The organism is Telluria antibiotica (assembly GCF_011682055.1).
Lineage (GTDB): Bacteria > Pseudomonadota > Gammaproteobacteria > Burkholderiales > Burkholderiaceae_D > Telluria > Telluria antibiotica.
Window position 1 is genome coordinate 100,086 of record NZ_JAAQOM010000001.1, and the last position, 14,357, is coordinate 114,442.

Genomic DNA, 14,357 nt, shown 5'->3' on the forward strand with positions numbered 1-14,357 from the left:
CTACGCCGTCCGCACGAGTTTCAACGTGGGGCGGCCTGGCGCGAGCGCGGGCCGCGCGGGCACGCGGGGCAGTCCTCCCTGTTCCAGGGTGAAGATGCCGACGGCCTGCAGCAGCGCCTGCGCCTGTTCCTTCAAGCTCTCGGCTGCGGCCGCGGCCTGTTCCACGAGGGGCGCGTTCTGCTGCGCGATCCCATCCATCTGGTGCACGCCCGTGCTGACGTCCGCGATGCCGTTGCCCTGCTCCGCGCTGGCGCGGACGATGGCGCCGAGGATGCCGGACACCTGGCGGATGGCGCCCATGATCCCGTCCATCGCGTCGCCCGCCGTGTCGACGAGGCGGCTGCCCGTCTCGACGCTCTGCACGGCGTCGTCGATCAAGACCTTGATCTCGCGTGCGGCCGCCGCGCTGCGCTGGGCCAGGCCACGCACTTCCTGCGCGACGACGGCGAAGCCGCGTCCCTGCTCGCCCGCGCGGGCCGCTTCCACCGCCGCGTTCAGCGCGAGGATATCGGTCTGGAGCGCGACGCTGTCGATCACGCCGATGATGTCGCTGATGCGCGCCGAGCCGTCCTTGATCTGGCCCATCGTCGACACGACCTGCGCCATCACGTCGCCGCCCTTGCCGGCCGCGGTCGACGAACACGCAGCCAGTTCGTTGGCGTTCTGCGCGTTGGCGGCGTTGCGCTTGACCGTGTCCGGCAGCGCTTCCATGGCGCCCGCGCTTTCCTCGAGCCCGCCCGCCCGGGCCTCCGCGCGCGCCGACAGGTCGGCATTACCCGTCGCGATTTCGTCGGTGGCCGTCGCCATGCTTTCCGTGCTCAGGCGGATCTTCGCCAGCATGTCGTGCAGGTTGCCATTGATGGCGGCGATGGCGCCCATCAGCCGCCCCACCTCGTCGTCGAATTCGACGGCAACGTCGCCCGCATGAGGTCGGCCATCAAGAGGGTCAAGGCCAACAGGGTGATGAACGTCTGTTTGATCGTAAGATGGCGCATGGTTGTCTCCTCCTCGACAACACCAATCTATCCAAATCCATCCAGGCGAAACCGCTGGATCGCATAAAAGAAACTTTATGTTTTTATGCGCAACATTAATTATCGATTTGGAAATCAAGGAGGAGACGGACGCCGTCAGAAGCGCATGCGCACCCCCGCGCGGTAAGTACGGCCGATCACGTCGTAGATCGCCGGGTTGACGCCGATGCTCAGGTTCGTCTGCGGGACGAGCGCCGGGCCATGGTCGGCCAGGTTGTCGATCTTGAAGTACAACATCGACTCCTTCGCGAACTGGTACGCGGCACCCACGTCGACGTAGGTCGCGCCCGGCAAATGGTTGTCGTAGATGGTCGGATGCGCGGCCGTCGGCAACGGGCAATTCGCCTGGCATTCGATGTACTCGTTGCTGAACACGCCCGCGCTGACCCAGCGCTCCGTCAGGCTGAGACTCAGTTTGCCGTTGTCCCACGTTTCCGTCACGAGCGCCTTCCACTTCGGCGTGCTGCCCGCCATATTGCCCGCGCCCTCGCTCGGCGTGGTGCCGGGCAGGCCCGGATCGGACACGGCGTGGATCGTGCGGCTGGCCATGCCGCGCAAGGTGAACGCGCCCGGCAGCCCGAAGTCGCGCAGGTTCGTGCGGTACGTCGTCTCGATGTCGACGCCCTTCGTGTGCAGCGACGCGAAGTTGAAGCTCTGCGCCAGCACGTAATTCGTGCCGGCCGGCCCGTTGATCGACACGGCCGAGCACACGTTCTGGTAACCGGCGTAGCACAGGTCGACTTCCTGCTGGGGGCCCAGCGAGTTGATCACGTTCTTGACCTTGATGTCGTAGTAGTCGACGGCCAGGTTGAAGCCGCGCGCCCACGACGGCTGGCTCAGCACGATGCCGAACGAGTTGTTGCGGGCGACTTCCGGCTTCAGGTCGGGGTTGCCGACGTTACGCTGCTGGATCTGCACCGACGATCCCTGCGCATTGTTCACGGCCTGGTTCGTGACCGTCATCGCGGCGAACAGCTCCGACAAGTTCGGCGCGCGCACGTCCTTCGAGCTCACGGCGCGCAGGCGCAGGCCGTCGATCGGCGTCTTCCACGTGGCGCCGACCTTCCACGCGCTGGCGTGGCCCGCCGTGCTGTATTTTTCCTGGCGGTCCGCGACGTTCAGGTTCGCCTCGCCCCACGTGGCGGACTTCAGGAACGGCACGTTGAATTCGACATAGGCCTCCTTCACGTTGAACGCGCCGCGGCCGTTGTGGTAATTCCCCGCGAACCAGTTGTCGCCGCCCGTCGACAAGGTCGTGTCCAGCGGGTAGCTCGGACCGTAGCGCGACTGCAGGTCGACGCCGGCGCCGTACGGATCGCCGTGCACGGAATAATCCTCGCGCCGCCATTCTGCGCCGGCCGCCATCGACACGGGACCGGCCCAGCCTTCGAACACGTCGCCGTGGATGTTCCCGCTGACGACGTTCTGGCTCGAATCCGTGTGCTGCATCGGGCCGTTCTGCGGCGCGATGTACGACCAGCCGGCCATGTTGATCGGCACGGCGCCGAGGATATCGATCGGCTGGCAGCCGTTCGCGCGCGCGTTCGCGTCGCGGCAGACGATGTTGCCGCTCGCGTCGCGCACGGCGTCGATCGCGTAGTTGTAGCGGCGGTTCAAGGTGATGTCCTGCACGTGGATGACGGTCGTGTTCTCGCCGTGTTCCGCGTACGCGTCGTACGACCAGTCCTTGCCGAACAGGGCGAAGCGGCCGTCCGCGCCCACGACGAAGCGCCGTTGCGTGCGCGTCGGGTGCACGGTGATATTGGCGGGGAATTCCGCGTTCGCCGTGCCGACCTGCATGGCGCCGCTCGGGTAACCGGCCGCGCAATCGGCCGCGACGGACGCCGGCAGGTAGGCGTTGTCGCAGCGGATGTTGAGGTTCGCCTGCTTGGCCGCGCCCGGGTTCGGCGAGAACACGGATGTCACCTGCGCCCAGTTGCCCGTCACGTAGATCTCGTTGTCGGGGTCGAGGTCCCACGACACGCGCGTGTACGCGACCTGGCGCTTGAAGTTCATCGCGAGATTCGTACCTGCTCCCACGCTGCCGGACAGGTCGCCGCCGACGCAGAAGTTGCCGACGCAATCCGTCCCGTACTGGAACGGGAACGGCGTGCCGCCCGCACCGAACGCCGTGCCTTTCAGCGGTCCGTTCGTGATGAGGCCATACTTCGCATACTGCACGTGCTGCGCATGGAGGATGCTCTTGTAGCGGGGCGCGCCCGCGGCCTGCATTGCCTTCGTCGATTCCTGCAGCGCAGGGTTCATGTACCACGTGCGGCCGTTCGCGCCCACTTCGCCGAAGCCCGGCGAGTCGATGCCGTTCTCCTTCGTGAATTCGCCGCTCGCCTCCACGTGCAGCCGGTCGTTCATGAAACCGCGGCCCCACGCGGCTTGCAGCGTGCCGTTCTTGTCGTCGTGGTACGTCGTCATGCCCCCTTCGGCGTTGAACTTGAAGCCGTCGAACTTCTTGTCCGTGATGAAGTTGACGACGCCGCCCACCGCGTCCGACCCGTACGATGCGGACGCGCCGCCCGTCACGACGTCCACCCGCTTGACGAGCAGTTGCGGGAACTGGCTCACGTCCGTCACGCCCGTGACGTTGGCGCCGACGACGCGCTGGCCGTCCAGCAGGGTGAGCGTCCGGATGGTGCCGAGGCCGCGCAGCGACAGCGACGACAGGCCCTGCACGCCGCTCGACGTGCTGTACGTGAACGTGGTGCGGCCCGTGCTGCCCTGCAGCGCGGGCAGTTCCGTGAGGGTCTCGAACAGGTTCGGCTTGGCGGCTTTCGCCAGGTCGTCCGCCGTCAATGTCGTCGTCGGCGTCGGCTGGTTGAATCCGCGCGCGGCGATGCGCGAGCCGGATACGACGACGGTGCTCACGCCGTCGTTGGCGGCCGGCGCCGGCGCCGCCGGCGTGGCGCCGGGCGCCGCGTCCGGCGGGGTGTCCTGGGCGTGTCCCGGCAGCGCGAGCGCGCCGCAGGCGCCGACGACGGCGAGATGGATCAGGGTCTTGCGAAACTGCGTTGGCATATCGTCTCCGTTCTTGTGATGGTTATCGGGTCCGCGTGGCGGACCCCGATGCCGGGACCGGCGGTTGTCGCCCCGCCTCGTCCCGGATCGCTGCCTCTCCTTCTACTGCTTTCAACCTGGCTTCCATAGCGATGATACCGCTACCTGTTACCGCTATCATCGCAATGTAGCGCATTTCTTACGATTTGGTAAATACCCTGTCCAATCATTTTTTTCGCGTCTACGATACCCGGTTCCGCATCAGTGGCGCCGGCGCCGCCGGGGTAAGATTTTCTGCTTGCGGTTTTCGCGACCCACTTGTACGATGACTGACAATTGTAGGCAAACCATTATTTCGCATCTTTCTGGAGCACGAATGAATCCGCAAGAACTCAAACAGGTCATGTCGTCCGGCCTGCTGTCCTTCCCCATCACCGACTTCGACGCGGAAGGAAACTTCCGCCCGAGCACGTACGTCGAGCGCCTCGAATGGCTCGCCCCGTATGGCGCGACGGCCCTGTTCGCGGCCGGCGGCACCGGCGAGTTCTTCTCGCTCACGCACGACGAGTATTCGCAAGTGATCAAGACCGCGGTCGACACGTGCGCGGGCAAGGTCCCGATCCTCGCCGGCGCCGGCGGCCCCACGCGCAGCGCCATCGCGTTCGCCCAGGAGGCGGAGCGCCTCGGCGCCAAGGGCGTGCTGCTGCTGCCGCACTACCTGACCGAAGCGAGCCAGGACGGCCTCGTCGCCCACGTCGAGCAGGTCTGCAAATCCGTGAACATCGGCGTCGTCGTGTACAACCGCGCGCAATGCCGCCTGACGCCCGATTCGCTGGAAAAGCTGGCCGACCGCTGCCCCAACCTGATCGGCTTCAAGGACGGCATCGGCGACATCGAACTGATGGTGTCGATCTGGCGCCGCATGGGCGACCGCTTCAGCTACCTGGGCGGCCTGCCGACGGCGGAAGTGTATGCCGCCGCGTACAAGGCGCTGGGAGTCCCCGTGTATTCGTCGGCCGTGTTCAACTTCATGCCGAAGCTCGCGATGGATTTCTATCGCGCGATCGCGAAGGACGATTACGCGACGACGAACCGCCTGCTGGACGAATTCTTCCTGCCGTACCTGGCGATCCGCAACCGCAAGGCCGGCTACGCCGTGTCGATCGTGAAAGCGGGCGCCCGCCTCGTCGGCCACGATGGCGGCCCCGTGCGTGCGCCGCTGACGGACCTGACGGACGAAGAATGCGACATGCTGCACAAACTGATCGTCGCCCAGGGCGCGCAATGACCTCGAAGGAGAACGAACAAATGACGATTCAGGGCGAGATGATCATCGGCCGCCGTGTCGTGCGCGGCAGCGCCGGCACCACGCGCGCGTTCAACCCGGCCACGCGCGCGGAGATGGAGCCGGCATTCGGCCTGGCGACGGCGGACGACGTCGCCGCCGCGTGCGCGCTGGCGGAAGGCGCATTCGACACCTACCGCAACCTGCCGCTGGAGCAGCGAGCGCGCTTTTTGGAAACCATCGCCGACCGCATCATGGACATCGGCCCGGCGCTCATCGAGCGCGCCTCGGCCGAATCCGGCCTGCCGCCGGCGCGCCTTGAAGGCGAACGCGCACGCACGTGCAACCAGCTGCGCCTGTTCGCGAAAGTCGTGCGCGACGGGCACTTCCTCGAGGCGACGCTAGACTCCGCTCTGCCCCAGCGCACGCCGCCCCGTGCGGACCTGCGCATGCGCAAGATCCCGCTGGGCCCCGTCGCCGTGTTCGGCGCATCGAACTTCCCGCTCGCGTTCTCCGTCGCCGGCGGCGACACGGCATCGGCGCTGGCCGCCGGCTGCCCCGTCGTCGTGAAGGCGCACAGCGCCCATCTGGGTACGTCGGAACTGGTCGGCAAGGCGGTGCGCCAGGCCGCCGAGGACTGCGGCATGCCGGACGGCGTGTTCTCGCTGCTGATCGGCGAGGGCCGCGTGGCCGGCCAGGCGCTGGTCGCCCACCCGGCCATCCAGGCCGTCGGCTTCACGGGCTCGCGCCAGGGCGGCCTCGCCCTCGTGCACACGGCGAACGCGCGCAAGCAGCCGATTCCCGTCTATGCGGAGATGAGCAGCATTAATCCCGTATTCATGCTGCCGGGCGCCCTCGCCGCCGCCGGCGCCAAGCTGGCGCAGGGCTTCGTCGATTCGCTCACCCTGGGTGTCGGCCAGTTCTGCACGAACCCGGGCCTGGTGATCGGCCTGGCGGGCCCCGACCTCGACGCGTTCCGCGCTGCCGCTGCCGACGCGCTGGGCGCAAAAGGCGCGGGCACGATGCTCACGGCCGGCATCCACAAGGCCTATGTCGACGCCGTCGGCCGCCGCACCGGCATCGATGGCGTCGCGCTCGTCGCGCAAGGCGCCAGCGAGGGCGCGGGCTGCGCCGCGCAGGCCGCACTGTACGCGTGCGACGCCGCCACCTACCTCGCGAGCCCGGCGCTCGATGAAGAGATCTTCGGCCCCGCGTCGCTGCTGGTCGCCTGCCGCGACGAGGCCGAGATGCTGGCGGTGGCGCACCACCTGGAAGGCCAGCTGACGGCCACCGTGCACGCCACCGGCGCCGACCGCGAACTGGCGGCGGGCCTGCTGCCCACGCTGGAGCGCAAGGCCGGCCGCGTGTTGTTCAACGGCTTCCCGACCGGCGTCGAGGTATCTCACGCGATGGTCCATGGCGGCCCGTTCCCGGCCACGTCGGACAGCCGCACGACGTCCGTCGGGGCCACCGCCATCGACCGGTTCCTGCGCCCCGTGTGCTACCAGGACGTGCCGGCCGAACTGCTGCCGGACGCGCTGCGCGACGACAATCCGCTGCACCTCGCGCGCATGATCGACGGCGAGCTGCGCGGCGCGAAATAATCATCATGTAGACGCATCGCAGTATCGGGTGGCTGGTACGATGTGCCCGCCACCCGCAACGGCCGAGGGAGACATCGGCCGCACACGTCAGCAAAATCACTACAAGGCCTGACCATGACACGCAACCGCACGGGCGACGCCACCGTCGCCAGCCCCGCCACCCGGCCCGCCGGCGGCAACTACCGGTGGACCATCTGCGCCCTTCTGTTCTTCGCCACGACCGTCAACTACCTCGACCGCCAGGTCCTGAGCCTGCTGGCGCCGTCGCTGTCGAAGGAATTCGGCTGGTCGAACACGGACTATGCGAACATCGCCGCCGCCTTCCAGTTCATGTACGCGATCGCCCTGCTGTTCGCGGGCCGCATCGTCGACCGCCTCGGCACCAAGACCGCGTACCTGCTTGCCATCGTCGTGTGGTCGGGCGGCGCCGTCGCCCACGCGTACTCGCTCGAACTGGGTGCGGGCGTGAAGGCACTGCTGGGCCTTGCGGTGCCGGCGTCCGTCGTCGGCTTCATCGTCGCGCGCACGATCCTCGCGATCGGCGAGGCGGGCAACTTCCCGGCCGCGATCCGCGCGACGGCCGAGTATTTTCCGAAGTCGGAGCGCTCGTTCGCGACCGGCATCTTCAATTCCGGCGCCAACATCGGCGCGATCCTGGCGCCGCTGACGGTGCCGATCCTCGCCGCGATCTGGGGCTGGCAGGCGGCGTTCATCTGGATCGGCGCCATCGGCTTCCTGTGGGTCGTGTTCTGGGTCTTCCTGTTCGACGAACCGGCCCGTCAGCGCCGCCTGTCGTCCGCGGAACTCGCGTACATCCGCAGCGACGACGGCGGCACCGCGCCCGTCGCGGCGACCGGCCCCGCACCTGGGTGGCGCACGTTGCTGGGCCTGCGCCAGACGTGGGCGTTCGTCGTCGGTAAATTCCTGACGGACGGCGTGTGGTGGTTCTTTCTCTTCTGGCTGCCGAAATACCTGACCGATAAATACGGCATGGCGACGTCCGATCTCGTGCTGCCGCTGGCCGTCCTGTACAGCATGACGATGGTCGGCAGCATCGGCGGCGGCGCCCTGCCGTCGCGCTTCATGCGCGCGGGCAGCGCACCGTACGACAGCCGCATGAAAGCGATGCTCATGATCGCGTTCTTCCCGCTCGCCGTGCTGCTCGCGCAGCCGCTGGGTCACCTCGGCTTCTGGGTACCCGTGATCCTGATCGGCATCGGCGCTTCGGCGCACCAGGCGTGGTCGTGCAATCTGCTGACGATCACCTCCGACCTGTTCCCGCGCCACTGCGTCGCCTCCGTCGTCGGCATCGGCGGCCTGGCGGGCGGCATCGGCGGCGTGCTCGTCACGAAAATCGGCGGACGCCTGTTCGACTACTATGGCGCGCAAGGCCAGATACAGACGGGCTATATGATCATGTTCGCGTTTTGCGCGCTCGCCTACCTGCTCGCGTGGGGCATCATGAAAGCGCTCGTCCCCACGCAGGCGACGGCACGGCTGCCCGAGGAGCTGGCGCATGCTTGAGGCGAGCGTGGAACGCGTGCCCGGCGTCGCGTGCGCCGTGGGCGAAAGCCCCGTGTGGCATGCTGGCGAACTGGCCTGGTACTGGGTCGACATCCCCGCCCGGCGCATCTGGCGCCTCGACCACGCGACGGGCGCCACGCGGTACTGGACGGCGGACGAGATGGTCGCGTGCATTGCGCCGCGCGCGGCCGGTGGGCTGATCGCCGGCATGGAGACGGGCATCTTCGCCGTCGACCTGAAAGACGACGGGAGCGTGCGCGCCGAGCGGCTCGCCGCACCGTCCGAGCTGGCGCCGGGCATGCGCTTCAATGACGGCCGCACCGACCGCCAGGGGCGCTTCTGGAGCGGGACGATGTGGATGGACATGGCCGCCGCGCTTCCGGTGGGGTGCCTGTACCGCTACGACGCGCAGGGCCTGTCGGCACCCTTGGTTTCAAGCCTCGTCACGCAGAACGGCCTGGCGTGGTCGCCCGACGGGCGCACGATGTACCTGTCCGATTCGCACCCGGCACGCCGCCGCGTGTGGGCATTCGACTACGACATCGACACGGGCGTGCCGCACGACCGCCGCCTGTTCGTCGACATGGCCGTGTACACGGGGCGCCCGGACGGCGCGGCGATGGACAGCGACGGCTGCTACTGGGTCGCGGGCAACGACGGCGCCAGCCTGCTGCGCTTCACGCCCGCCGGAAAACTGGACCGCGAACTGGCGCTGCCGGTCGCCAAGCCGTCGATGCCCTGCTTCGGCGGGCCCGATCTCGACACGCTGCTCGTCACGTCGATCGTGCAGCCGGGACGGGAAGACGATGCGCTCGCGGGGGCCGTGCTGCTCGTGCGGCCGGGCGTGCGCGGCGTGCCGGAGACGCCGTTCGGCGGCTGAGTGACTCGGCACGCGTTTCCGGCGGATGCGGTATCGTATCCGGATGACCGACAACATCCATTTTTACGAACCGCGCGCAGGCCACGGTTTGCCGCACGATCCCTTCAACGCCATCGTCGGCCCCCGGCCCATCGGCTGGATCTCGACCAGGAGCCGCGCCGGCGTCCCGAATCTCGCGCCGTACAGCTTTTTCAACGCCTTCAATTACACGCCTCCGATCGTGGGCTTCGCCAGCATCGGCTACAAGGACACCGTCCGCAACGTGGAAGAAACGGGGCAGTTCTGCTGGAACCTGGCCACCCGCACGCTCGCCGAGCGCATGAACGCGACGTGCGCCGCCGTGCCGCCCGACGTCGACGAGTTCGGGCTGGCCGGCCTCACACCCGCCCCGTCGCGGCTCGTGGACGTGCCGCGCGTGCGGGAAGCGCCAGTCTCGTTCGAGTGCCGGCTCACCCAGCTCGTGCGCCTCCAGGACGCGGAGGGCCGGCCGGCGCCCTCCTGGCTCGTGCTGGGAGAAGTGGTCGGCGTGCACGTCGACCGCGCGCTGCTCACGGACGGCGTCTACGACACGGCACGCGCAGGCCACATCCTGCGGGGCGGCGGTCCGGCCGATTATTTCGAAGTCGGGCCCGAACAGTTGTTCCGGATGTTCAGGCCTACGTGATATTCCCAATATCTGGCTTAGTAGGCAACATCGGCCGCGATCACGTATGATCGCGTATCGCCGTTGACCACGGCGCCCCGTCCACGCCTGCGCCAGGAGCGCGCGTGCAGCCCCGGCCACCCGCGCCGCGCGGGCGACGGAGGCGCACCACCACCCGCCGCCGACTCGGAGCGCGGCGGCGGTCCCGGCACGCGTCCGCGCGCGGTCCCTGCCGCGCGCCGGACGCCGCAAGAATTCACAACATCGTCCGCGCAAAGCGGCAAGGAGAAACCATGAGTACTGAGAGCAGCCTGAACGAGGCTAAAGACACCCAGCTGCGCGCCGACGCGCTCGAATACCACCGCAGCCCCGTGCGCGGCAAGATCGAGGTCGTCGCCACGAAGCCCCTGTCGAACCAGCGCGACCTGTCGCTGGCCTATTCGCCCGGCGTCGCCTACGCCTGCGAGGAGATCGCCGCCGATCCGTCCACCGCGGCCGACTACACGTCGCGCGGCAACCTGGTCGCCGTCATCTCGAACGGCACCGCCGTCCTCGGCCTGGGCAATATCGGTCCGCTGGCCAGCAAGCCCGTCATGGAAGGCAAGGGCTGCCTGTTCAAGAAATTCGCCGGCGTCGACGTGTTCGACCTGGAACTGGCCGAGAACGATCCCGATAAACTCATCGACGCGATCGCCATGCTCGAGCCGACCGTCGGCGGCATCAACCTCGAGGACATCAAGGCGCCCGAGTGCTTCTACATCGAGAAGAAGCTGTCCGAACGGATGAACATCCCCGTCTTCCACGACGACCAGCACGGCACCGCCATCATCTCCAGCGCCGCGCTGCTGAACGCACTGAAAGTCGTCGGCAAGGACATCGGCACCGTGAAGCTGGTGGCGTCCGGCGCAGGCGCCGCGGCCATCGCCTGCCTCGACATGATGGTGAGCCTGGGCGTGAAGCGCGAGAACGTCTTCGTCACCGACTCGAAAGGCGTGATCTGGCAGGGCCGTGAAGCGAACATGGAAGCGAACAAGGCCAGGTACGCGCAAGCGACGGACGCGCGCACCCTGGCCGACATCGTCGCCGGTGCGGACGTGTTCCTCGGCTGCTCGACGGCGGGTGTGCTCACGGGCGACATGGTCAAGACGATGGCCGACCGCCCCGTCATCCTGGCGCTGGCGAATCCGGAACCGGAGATCCGCCCGGAACTGGCGAAGGCCGCCCGCCCGGATTGCATCATCGCGACCGGCCGCTCGGACTATCCGAACCAGGTCAACAACGTGCTGTGCTTCCCGTACATCTTCCGCGGCGCCCTCGATTGCGGCGCCACGCGCATCACGACGGAGATGAAGCTCGCCTGCGTGAGCGCGATCGCCGACCTGGCCGAGGCGGAAGCCAACGACGCCGTCGCCGCCGCCTACGCCGGCCAGGACCTGAACTTCGGCCCCGACTACATCATCCCGAAACCGTTCGACCCGCGCCTGATGGCCGCCATCGCGCCGGCCGTCGCCAAGGCAGCGGAAGCGTCGGGCGTCGCCACGCGCCCCATCGCCGACATGGACGCCTACCGCGACAAGCTGGGCGAGATGATCTACCACACCGGCTTCTTCATGAAGCCCGTGTTCGCGAAGGCGAAGGCCGCGCCGAAGCGCGTCGCCTACGCGGACGGCAGCGAGCCGCGCGTGCTGCGCGCCGTGCAGACCGTCGTCGACGAGGGCATCGCCAAGCCCGTGCTGATTGGCCGCGCGGCGGAGGTCGAGCAGGCGATCAAGCAGTCGGGCTTGCGCCTGAAGGCCGGCGTCGACTACACGCTCGTGGAAGCCGAAGGCGACACCACGTTGCAGGGCACGCGCCTGCTGAACGCGGGCGAGGTCGACTCGCTGATCTGCGGCATGCAGGGTCGCTACGACGACCACCTCGCGCACGTGAAGAACGAAATCGGCCTCGCGCCGGGCGCCGACGTGCTGGCCGCGATGAACGCGCTCGTGCTCGACAAGATGACCTTGTTCATCACCGACACCTACGTGAACGACAACCCGTCCGCGCAGGAACTGGCGGCGATCACGAAGCTCGCGGCGACGGAGATGCGCCACTTCGGCCTCGAGCCGAAGGCGGCCCTCGTGTCGCACTCGATCTTCGGCTCGTCCGAGCGCCCGTCCGCGCAACGCATGCGCGACGCGCGCGCGCTGCTCGCGCAATCGGCACCGGAACTGCCGGTGCTGGGCGAAGTCCACGGCGACGCGGCGCTGTCGGAAGACATCCGCCGCATCTATCAGCCGAAGAATGACTTCGGCGGCAGCGCCAACCTGCTCGTGATGCCGTCGCTGGATGCCGCCAACATCCTGTTCAACGTTCTGAAGGTCACGTCGGGCAAGGGCGTGACGGTGGGCCCGATCCTGCTGGGCGCGGCGAAATCCGTGCACATCCTGAGCCCCAGCGCGACGGTGCGCCGGATCGTCAACATGACGGCACTGGCGGTGGCGGAAGCCCGCTAAGCGCCAGGGTGCGCGCCGGCCCGCGGCGCGCACCGCCGATCGAAGGACTGCGATGATTCCCGATTCCACAATCCGCGCCGCGCTCGCCCCGACGGGCGTACTGCGCGCCGCGATCAATCTCGGCAACCCGATCCTCGCCCATGCGACGGCCGATGGCGCCGCAGGGGTCTCCGTCGACCTCGCGCGCGAACTCGCCCGCCGGCTCGGCGTGGACCTGTCCCTCGTCGTCGTGGACACGGCCGCCAGGTCCGTGGACGCCGTCGTCGCCGATGCGGCCGACGTCGGCTTCTTCGCCATCGACCCCGCGCGCGGTACCGAGATTGCGTTCACGGCGCCGTACGTGCTGATCGAGGGCAGCTACCTCGTCCGCGACGGTTCGCCCATCCGCGCCAACGACGACGTCGACCGGGCCGGCCACCGCGTCGTCGTCGGCAAGGGCAGCGCGTACGACCTGTACCTGACCCGCAACCTGCAGCACGCGGAGATCGTGCGGGCGCCCTCCTCGCCCGCCGTCGTCGCCACGTTCCTTGATGCGGACGCCGCCGTGGCCGCCGGCGTGCGCCAGCAGCTGGAAGCGGATGCGCGCACGCGGCCCGGCCTGCGCCTGCTGGACGGCCGCTTCATGGTCATCCGCCAGGCGATGGGCGTGCCCAAGCGCCGTGGCGAGGCGGCCGCCGCGTTCGTCGCCGGCTTCGTGGAAGCGATGAAGGCGGAAGGCGTTGTCGCCGCCGCGCTGGCGCGGCACGGCATCGAAGGCGCATCGATCGCCCCGGCCGGCTGATTCTTTGCTAAGCTGTCGGTCTGAAACCGATTTCAAACCAACCGACAGCCCATGTCCATACCACGCAAGACTGCCCTCGCGCTGGCCCTGCCCTGCGCCCTCGTGGCCGCCGCCCACGCGGCGGCCGACCTCCCGGTCCACACCCTCGACAACGGCAGCGTGCGCGCGACCGTCACGGACGCCATCGGTGGCCGGCTGCTGTCGTTCGCGCTGGCCGGCCATTCCAACTTCCTGAAAGTGGACACGGCAGCGGGCGATGCATCCGCCGCCGTCGACGCCACCGCGGACAACGTCGGGTGGCTCGGCCACGAGATCTGGGTCGGGCCACAAAAGGAATGGTGGTCGCACCAGGACGTGAATCCGGCGCGCGCCGGCGCGCCCTGGCCGCCCGATCCTTACCTGAGCCTCGCGCGCTACAAGGTCGAGGACAAGAGCGCCGACGCCGTCACGCTCGCGAGCCCGGCCAGCCCCGTGAACGGCCTGCAGCTCGTCAAGCGCTACAGCCTGGTGCCGGGCAAGCCGCACAGCCTGCGCCTGGACGTGGATGCGGCCAACGTCCGCAAGGCGCAAGTCGCGTGGGACATCTGGTTCAACACGCGCGCCCACGCGGCCACGCGCGTGTACGTGCCCGTCGCGCGCCGCGCGGACGTGCGCCAGCAGGCGATCGAGCCGAAGCCGGACATGCAGCCACTGACGTGGACCCTGGCCGACGGCCTGTTCTCGCTGGACGCCTTTCCGGCCGGCGCGGGCAAGCCGCACCGCAACGGCAAGATCCTGTTGCAGCCGGCGGCCGGCTGGATGGCGGGCTTCCACGACCGCCAGGTGCTCGTGATCCAGTTCGCGCACCAGCCGCGCACGGCGATCCACCCGGACCAGGGCCAGGTCGAGCTGTACAACGACTGGCAGCCGGACGCGCCGGACAAGGGCCTGATGGAGATGGAGGTGCACGCGCCGTACGAGAAGCTGGCGCCGGGCCGGCACATGCAGGCGTCCGAGCTGTGGACCCTGCTGCCCTACGACGGGCCGGACACGCGCCGCGCGCACGTGGCGTTCCTGCGCGCGCACGCGAAAGAGTTGGGGTTGAACGGCCTGTAACGCAAAC

The 14,357-nt window shown here is 68.4% G+C and carries 10 protein-coding genes; 8 read left to right on the forward strand and 2 right to left on the reverse strand.

The genetic code is table 11. The features are described from left to right. Positions 1–879 (reverse strand): methyl-accepting chemotaxis protein, encoded by an 879-nt coding sequence (locus tag HAV22_RS00395; RefSeq protein WP_166855386.1) that lies wholly within the window; start codon positions 877–879, stop codon positions 1–3. 251 nt (positions 880–1,130) lie between these two features. After that, a complete protein-coding gene (locus HAV22_RS00400) occupies positions 1,131–4,064 on the reverse strand; it encodes a TonB-dependent receptor plug domain-containing protein (RefSeq protein WP_166855387.1) in 2,934 nt (977 codons plus the stop codon). 355 nt (positions 4,065–4,419) lie between these two features. On the opposite strand from HAV22_RS00400, the gene kdgD reads away from it, so the two are divergent. The 8 genes from kdgD to HAV22_RS00440 all read left to right on the forward strand — a co-directional run bounded on the left by kdgD (position 4,420) and on the right by HAV22_RS00440 (position 14,350). Continuing rightward, a complete protein-coding gene (kdgD, locus tag HAV22_RS00405; protein WP_166855389.1) occupies positions 4,420–5,331 on the forward strand; it encodes a 5-dehydro-4-deoxyglucarate dehydratase in 912 nt (303 codons plus the stop codon). A gap of 20 nt (positions 5,332–5,351) precedes the next feature. Beyond that, on the forward strand, positions 5,352–6,932 hold the full coding sequence (locus tag HAV22_RS00410) for an aldehyde dehydrogenase (NADP(+)) (protein WP_166855391.1): 1,581 nt from the start codon (positions 5,352–5,354) through the stop codon (positions 6,930–6,932). Between the two features lie 114 nt (positions 6,933–7,046). Beyond that, positions 7,047–8,456 carry an MFS transporter gene (locus HAV22_RS00415; protein ID WP_166855393.1) on the forward strand — a complete coding sequence of 470 codons (1,410 nt, stop codon included), beginning with the start codon at positions 7,047–7,049 and terminating at the stop codon, positions 8,454–8,456. Next, positions 8,449–9,336, forward strand: a complete 888-nt coding sequence (locus HAV22_RS00420) for an SMP-30/gluconolactonase/LRE family protein (RefSeq protein ID WP_208295997.1) — start codon at positions 8,449–8,451, stop codon at positions 9,334–9,336. Before HAV22_RS00415 ends, HAV22_RS00420 begins: the two co-directional genes overlap by 8 nt. A 43-nt stretch (positions 9,337–9,379) precedes the next feature. Next, positions 9,380–10,000 (forward strand): flavin reductase family protein, encoded by a 621-nt coding sequence (locus tag HAV22_RS00425; protein WP_166855394.1) that lies wholly within the window; start codon positions 9,380–9,382, stop codon positions 9,998–10,000. A 272-nt stretch (positions 10,001–10,272) separates the two neighbouring features. Then, entirely contained in the window at positions 10,273–12,474 is a 2,202-nt protein-coding gene (locus HAV22_RS00430; protein ID WP_166855396.1) for an NADP-dependent malic enzyme, read from the forward strand. A 52-nt stretch (positions 12,475–12,526) separates the two neighbouring features. Continuing rightward, positions 12,527–13,255 carry a transporter substrate-binding domain-containing protein gene (locus tag HAV22_RS00435; RefSeq protein WP_166855398.1) on the forward strand — a complete coding sequence of 243 codons (729 nt, stop codon included), beginning with the start codon at positions 12,527–12,529 and terminating at the stop codon, positions 13,253–13,255. A 51-nt stretch (positions 13,256–13,306) separates the two neighbouring features. Then, positions 13,307–14,350 (forward strand): DUF4380 domain-containing protein, encoded by a 1,044-nt coding sequence (locus HAV22_RS00440; RefSeq protein ID WP_166855400.1) that lies wholly within the window; start codon positions 13,307–13,309, stop codon positions 14,348–14,350. The last annotated feature ends 7 nt before the right edge of the window (positions 14,351–14,357 follow it).

Bases quoted from the DNA above. Each gene is read 5' to 3' on its own strand.
- HAV22_RS00395 (WP_166855386.1), bottom strand. From the start codon at position 879: ATGGGCGCCATCGCCGCCATCAATGGCAACCTGCACGACATGCTGGCG.
- HAV22_RS00400 (WP_166855387.1), bottom strand. From the start codon at position 4,064: ATGCCAACGCAGTTTCGCAAGACCCTGATCCATCTCGCCGTCGTCGGC.
- kdgD (WP_166855389.1), top strand. From the start codon at position 4,420: ATGAATCCGCAAGAACTCAAACAGGTCATGTCGTCCGGCCTGCTGTCC.
- HAV22_RS00410 (WP_166855391.1), top strand. From the start codon at position 5,352: ATGACGATTCAGGGCGAGATGATCATCGGCCGCCGTGTCGTGCGCGGC.
- HAV22_RS00415 (WP_166855393.1), top strand. From the start codon at position 7,047: ATGACACGCAACCGCACGGGCGACGCCACCGTCGCCAGCCCCGCCACC.
- HAV22_RS00420 (WP_208295997.1), top strand. From the start codon at position 8,449: ATGCTTGAGGCGAGCGTGGAACGCGTGCCCGGCGTCGCGTGCGCCGTG.
- HAV22_RS00425 (WP_166855394.1), top strand. From the start codon at position 9,380: ATGACCGACAACATCCATTTTTACGAACCGCGCGCAGGCCACGGTTTG.
- HAV22_RS00430 (WP_166855396.1), top strand. From the start codon at position 10,273: ATGAGTACTGAGAGCAGCCTGAACGAGGCTAAAGACACCCAGCTGCGC.
- HAV22_RS00435 (WP_166855398.1), top strand. From the start codon at position 12,527: ATGATTCCCGATTCCACAATCCGCGCCGCGCTCGCCCCGACGGGCGTA.
- HAV22_RS00440 (WP_166855400.1), top strand. From the start codon at position 13,307: ATGTCCATACCACGCAAGACTGCCCTCGCGCTGGCCCTGCCCTGCGCC.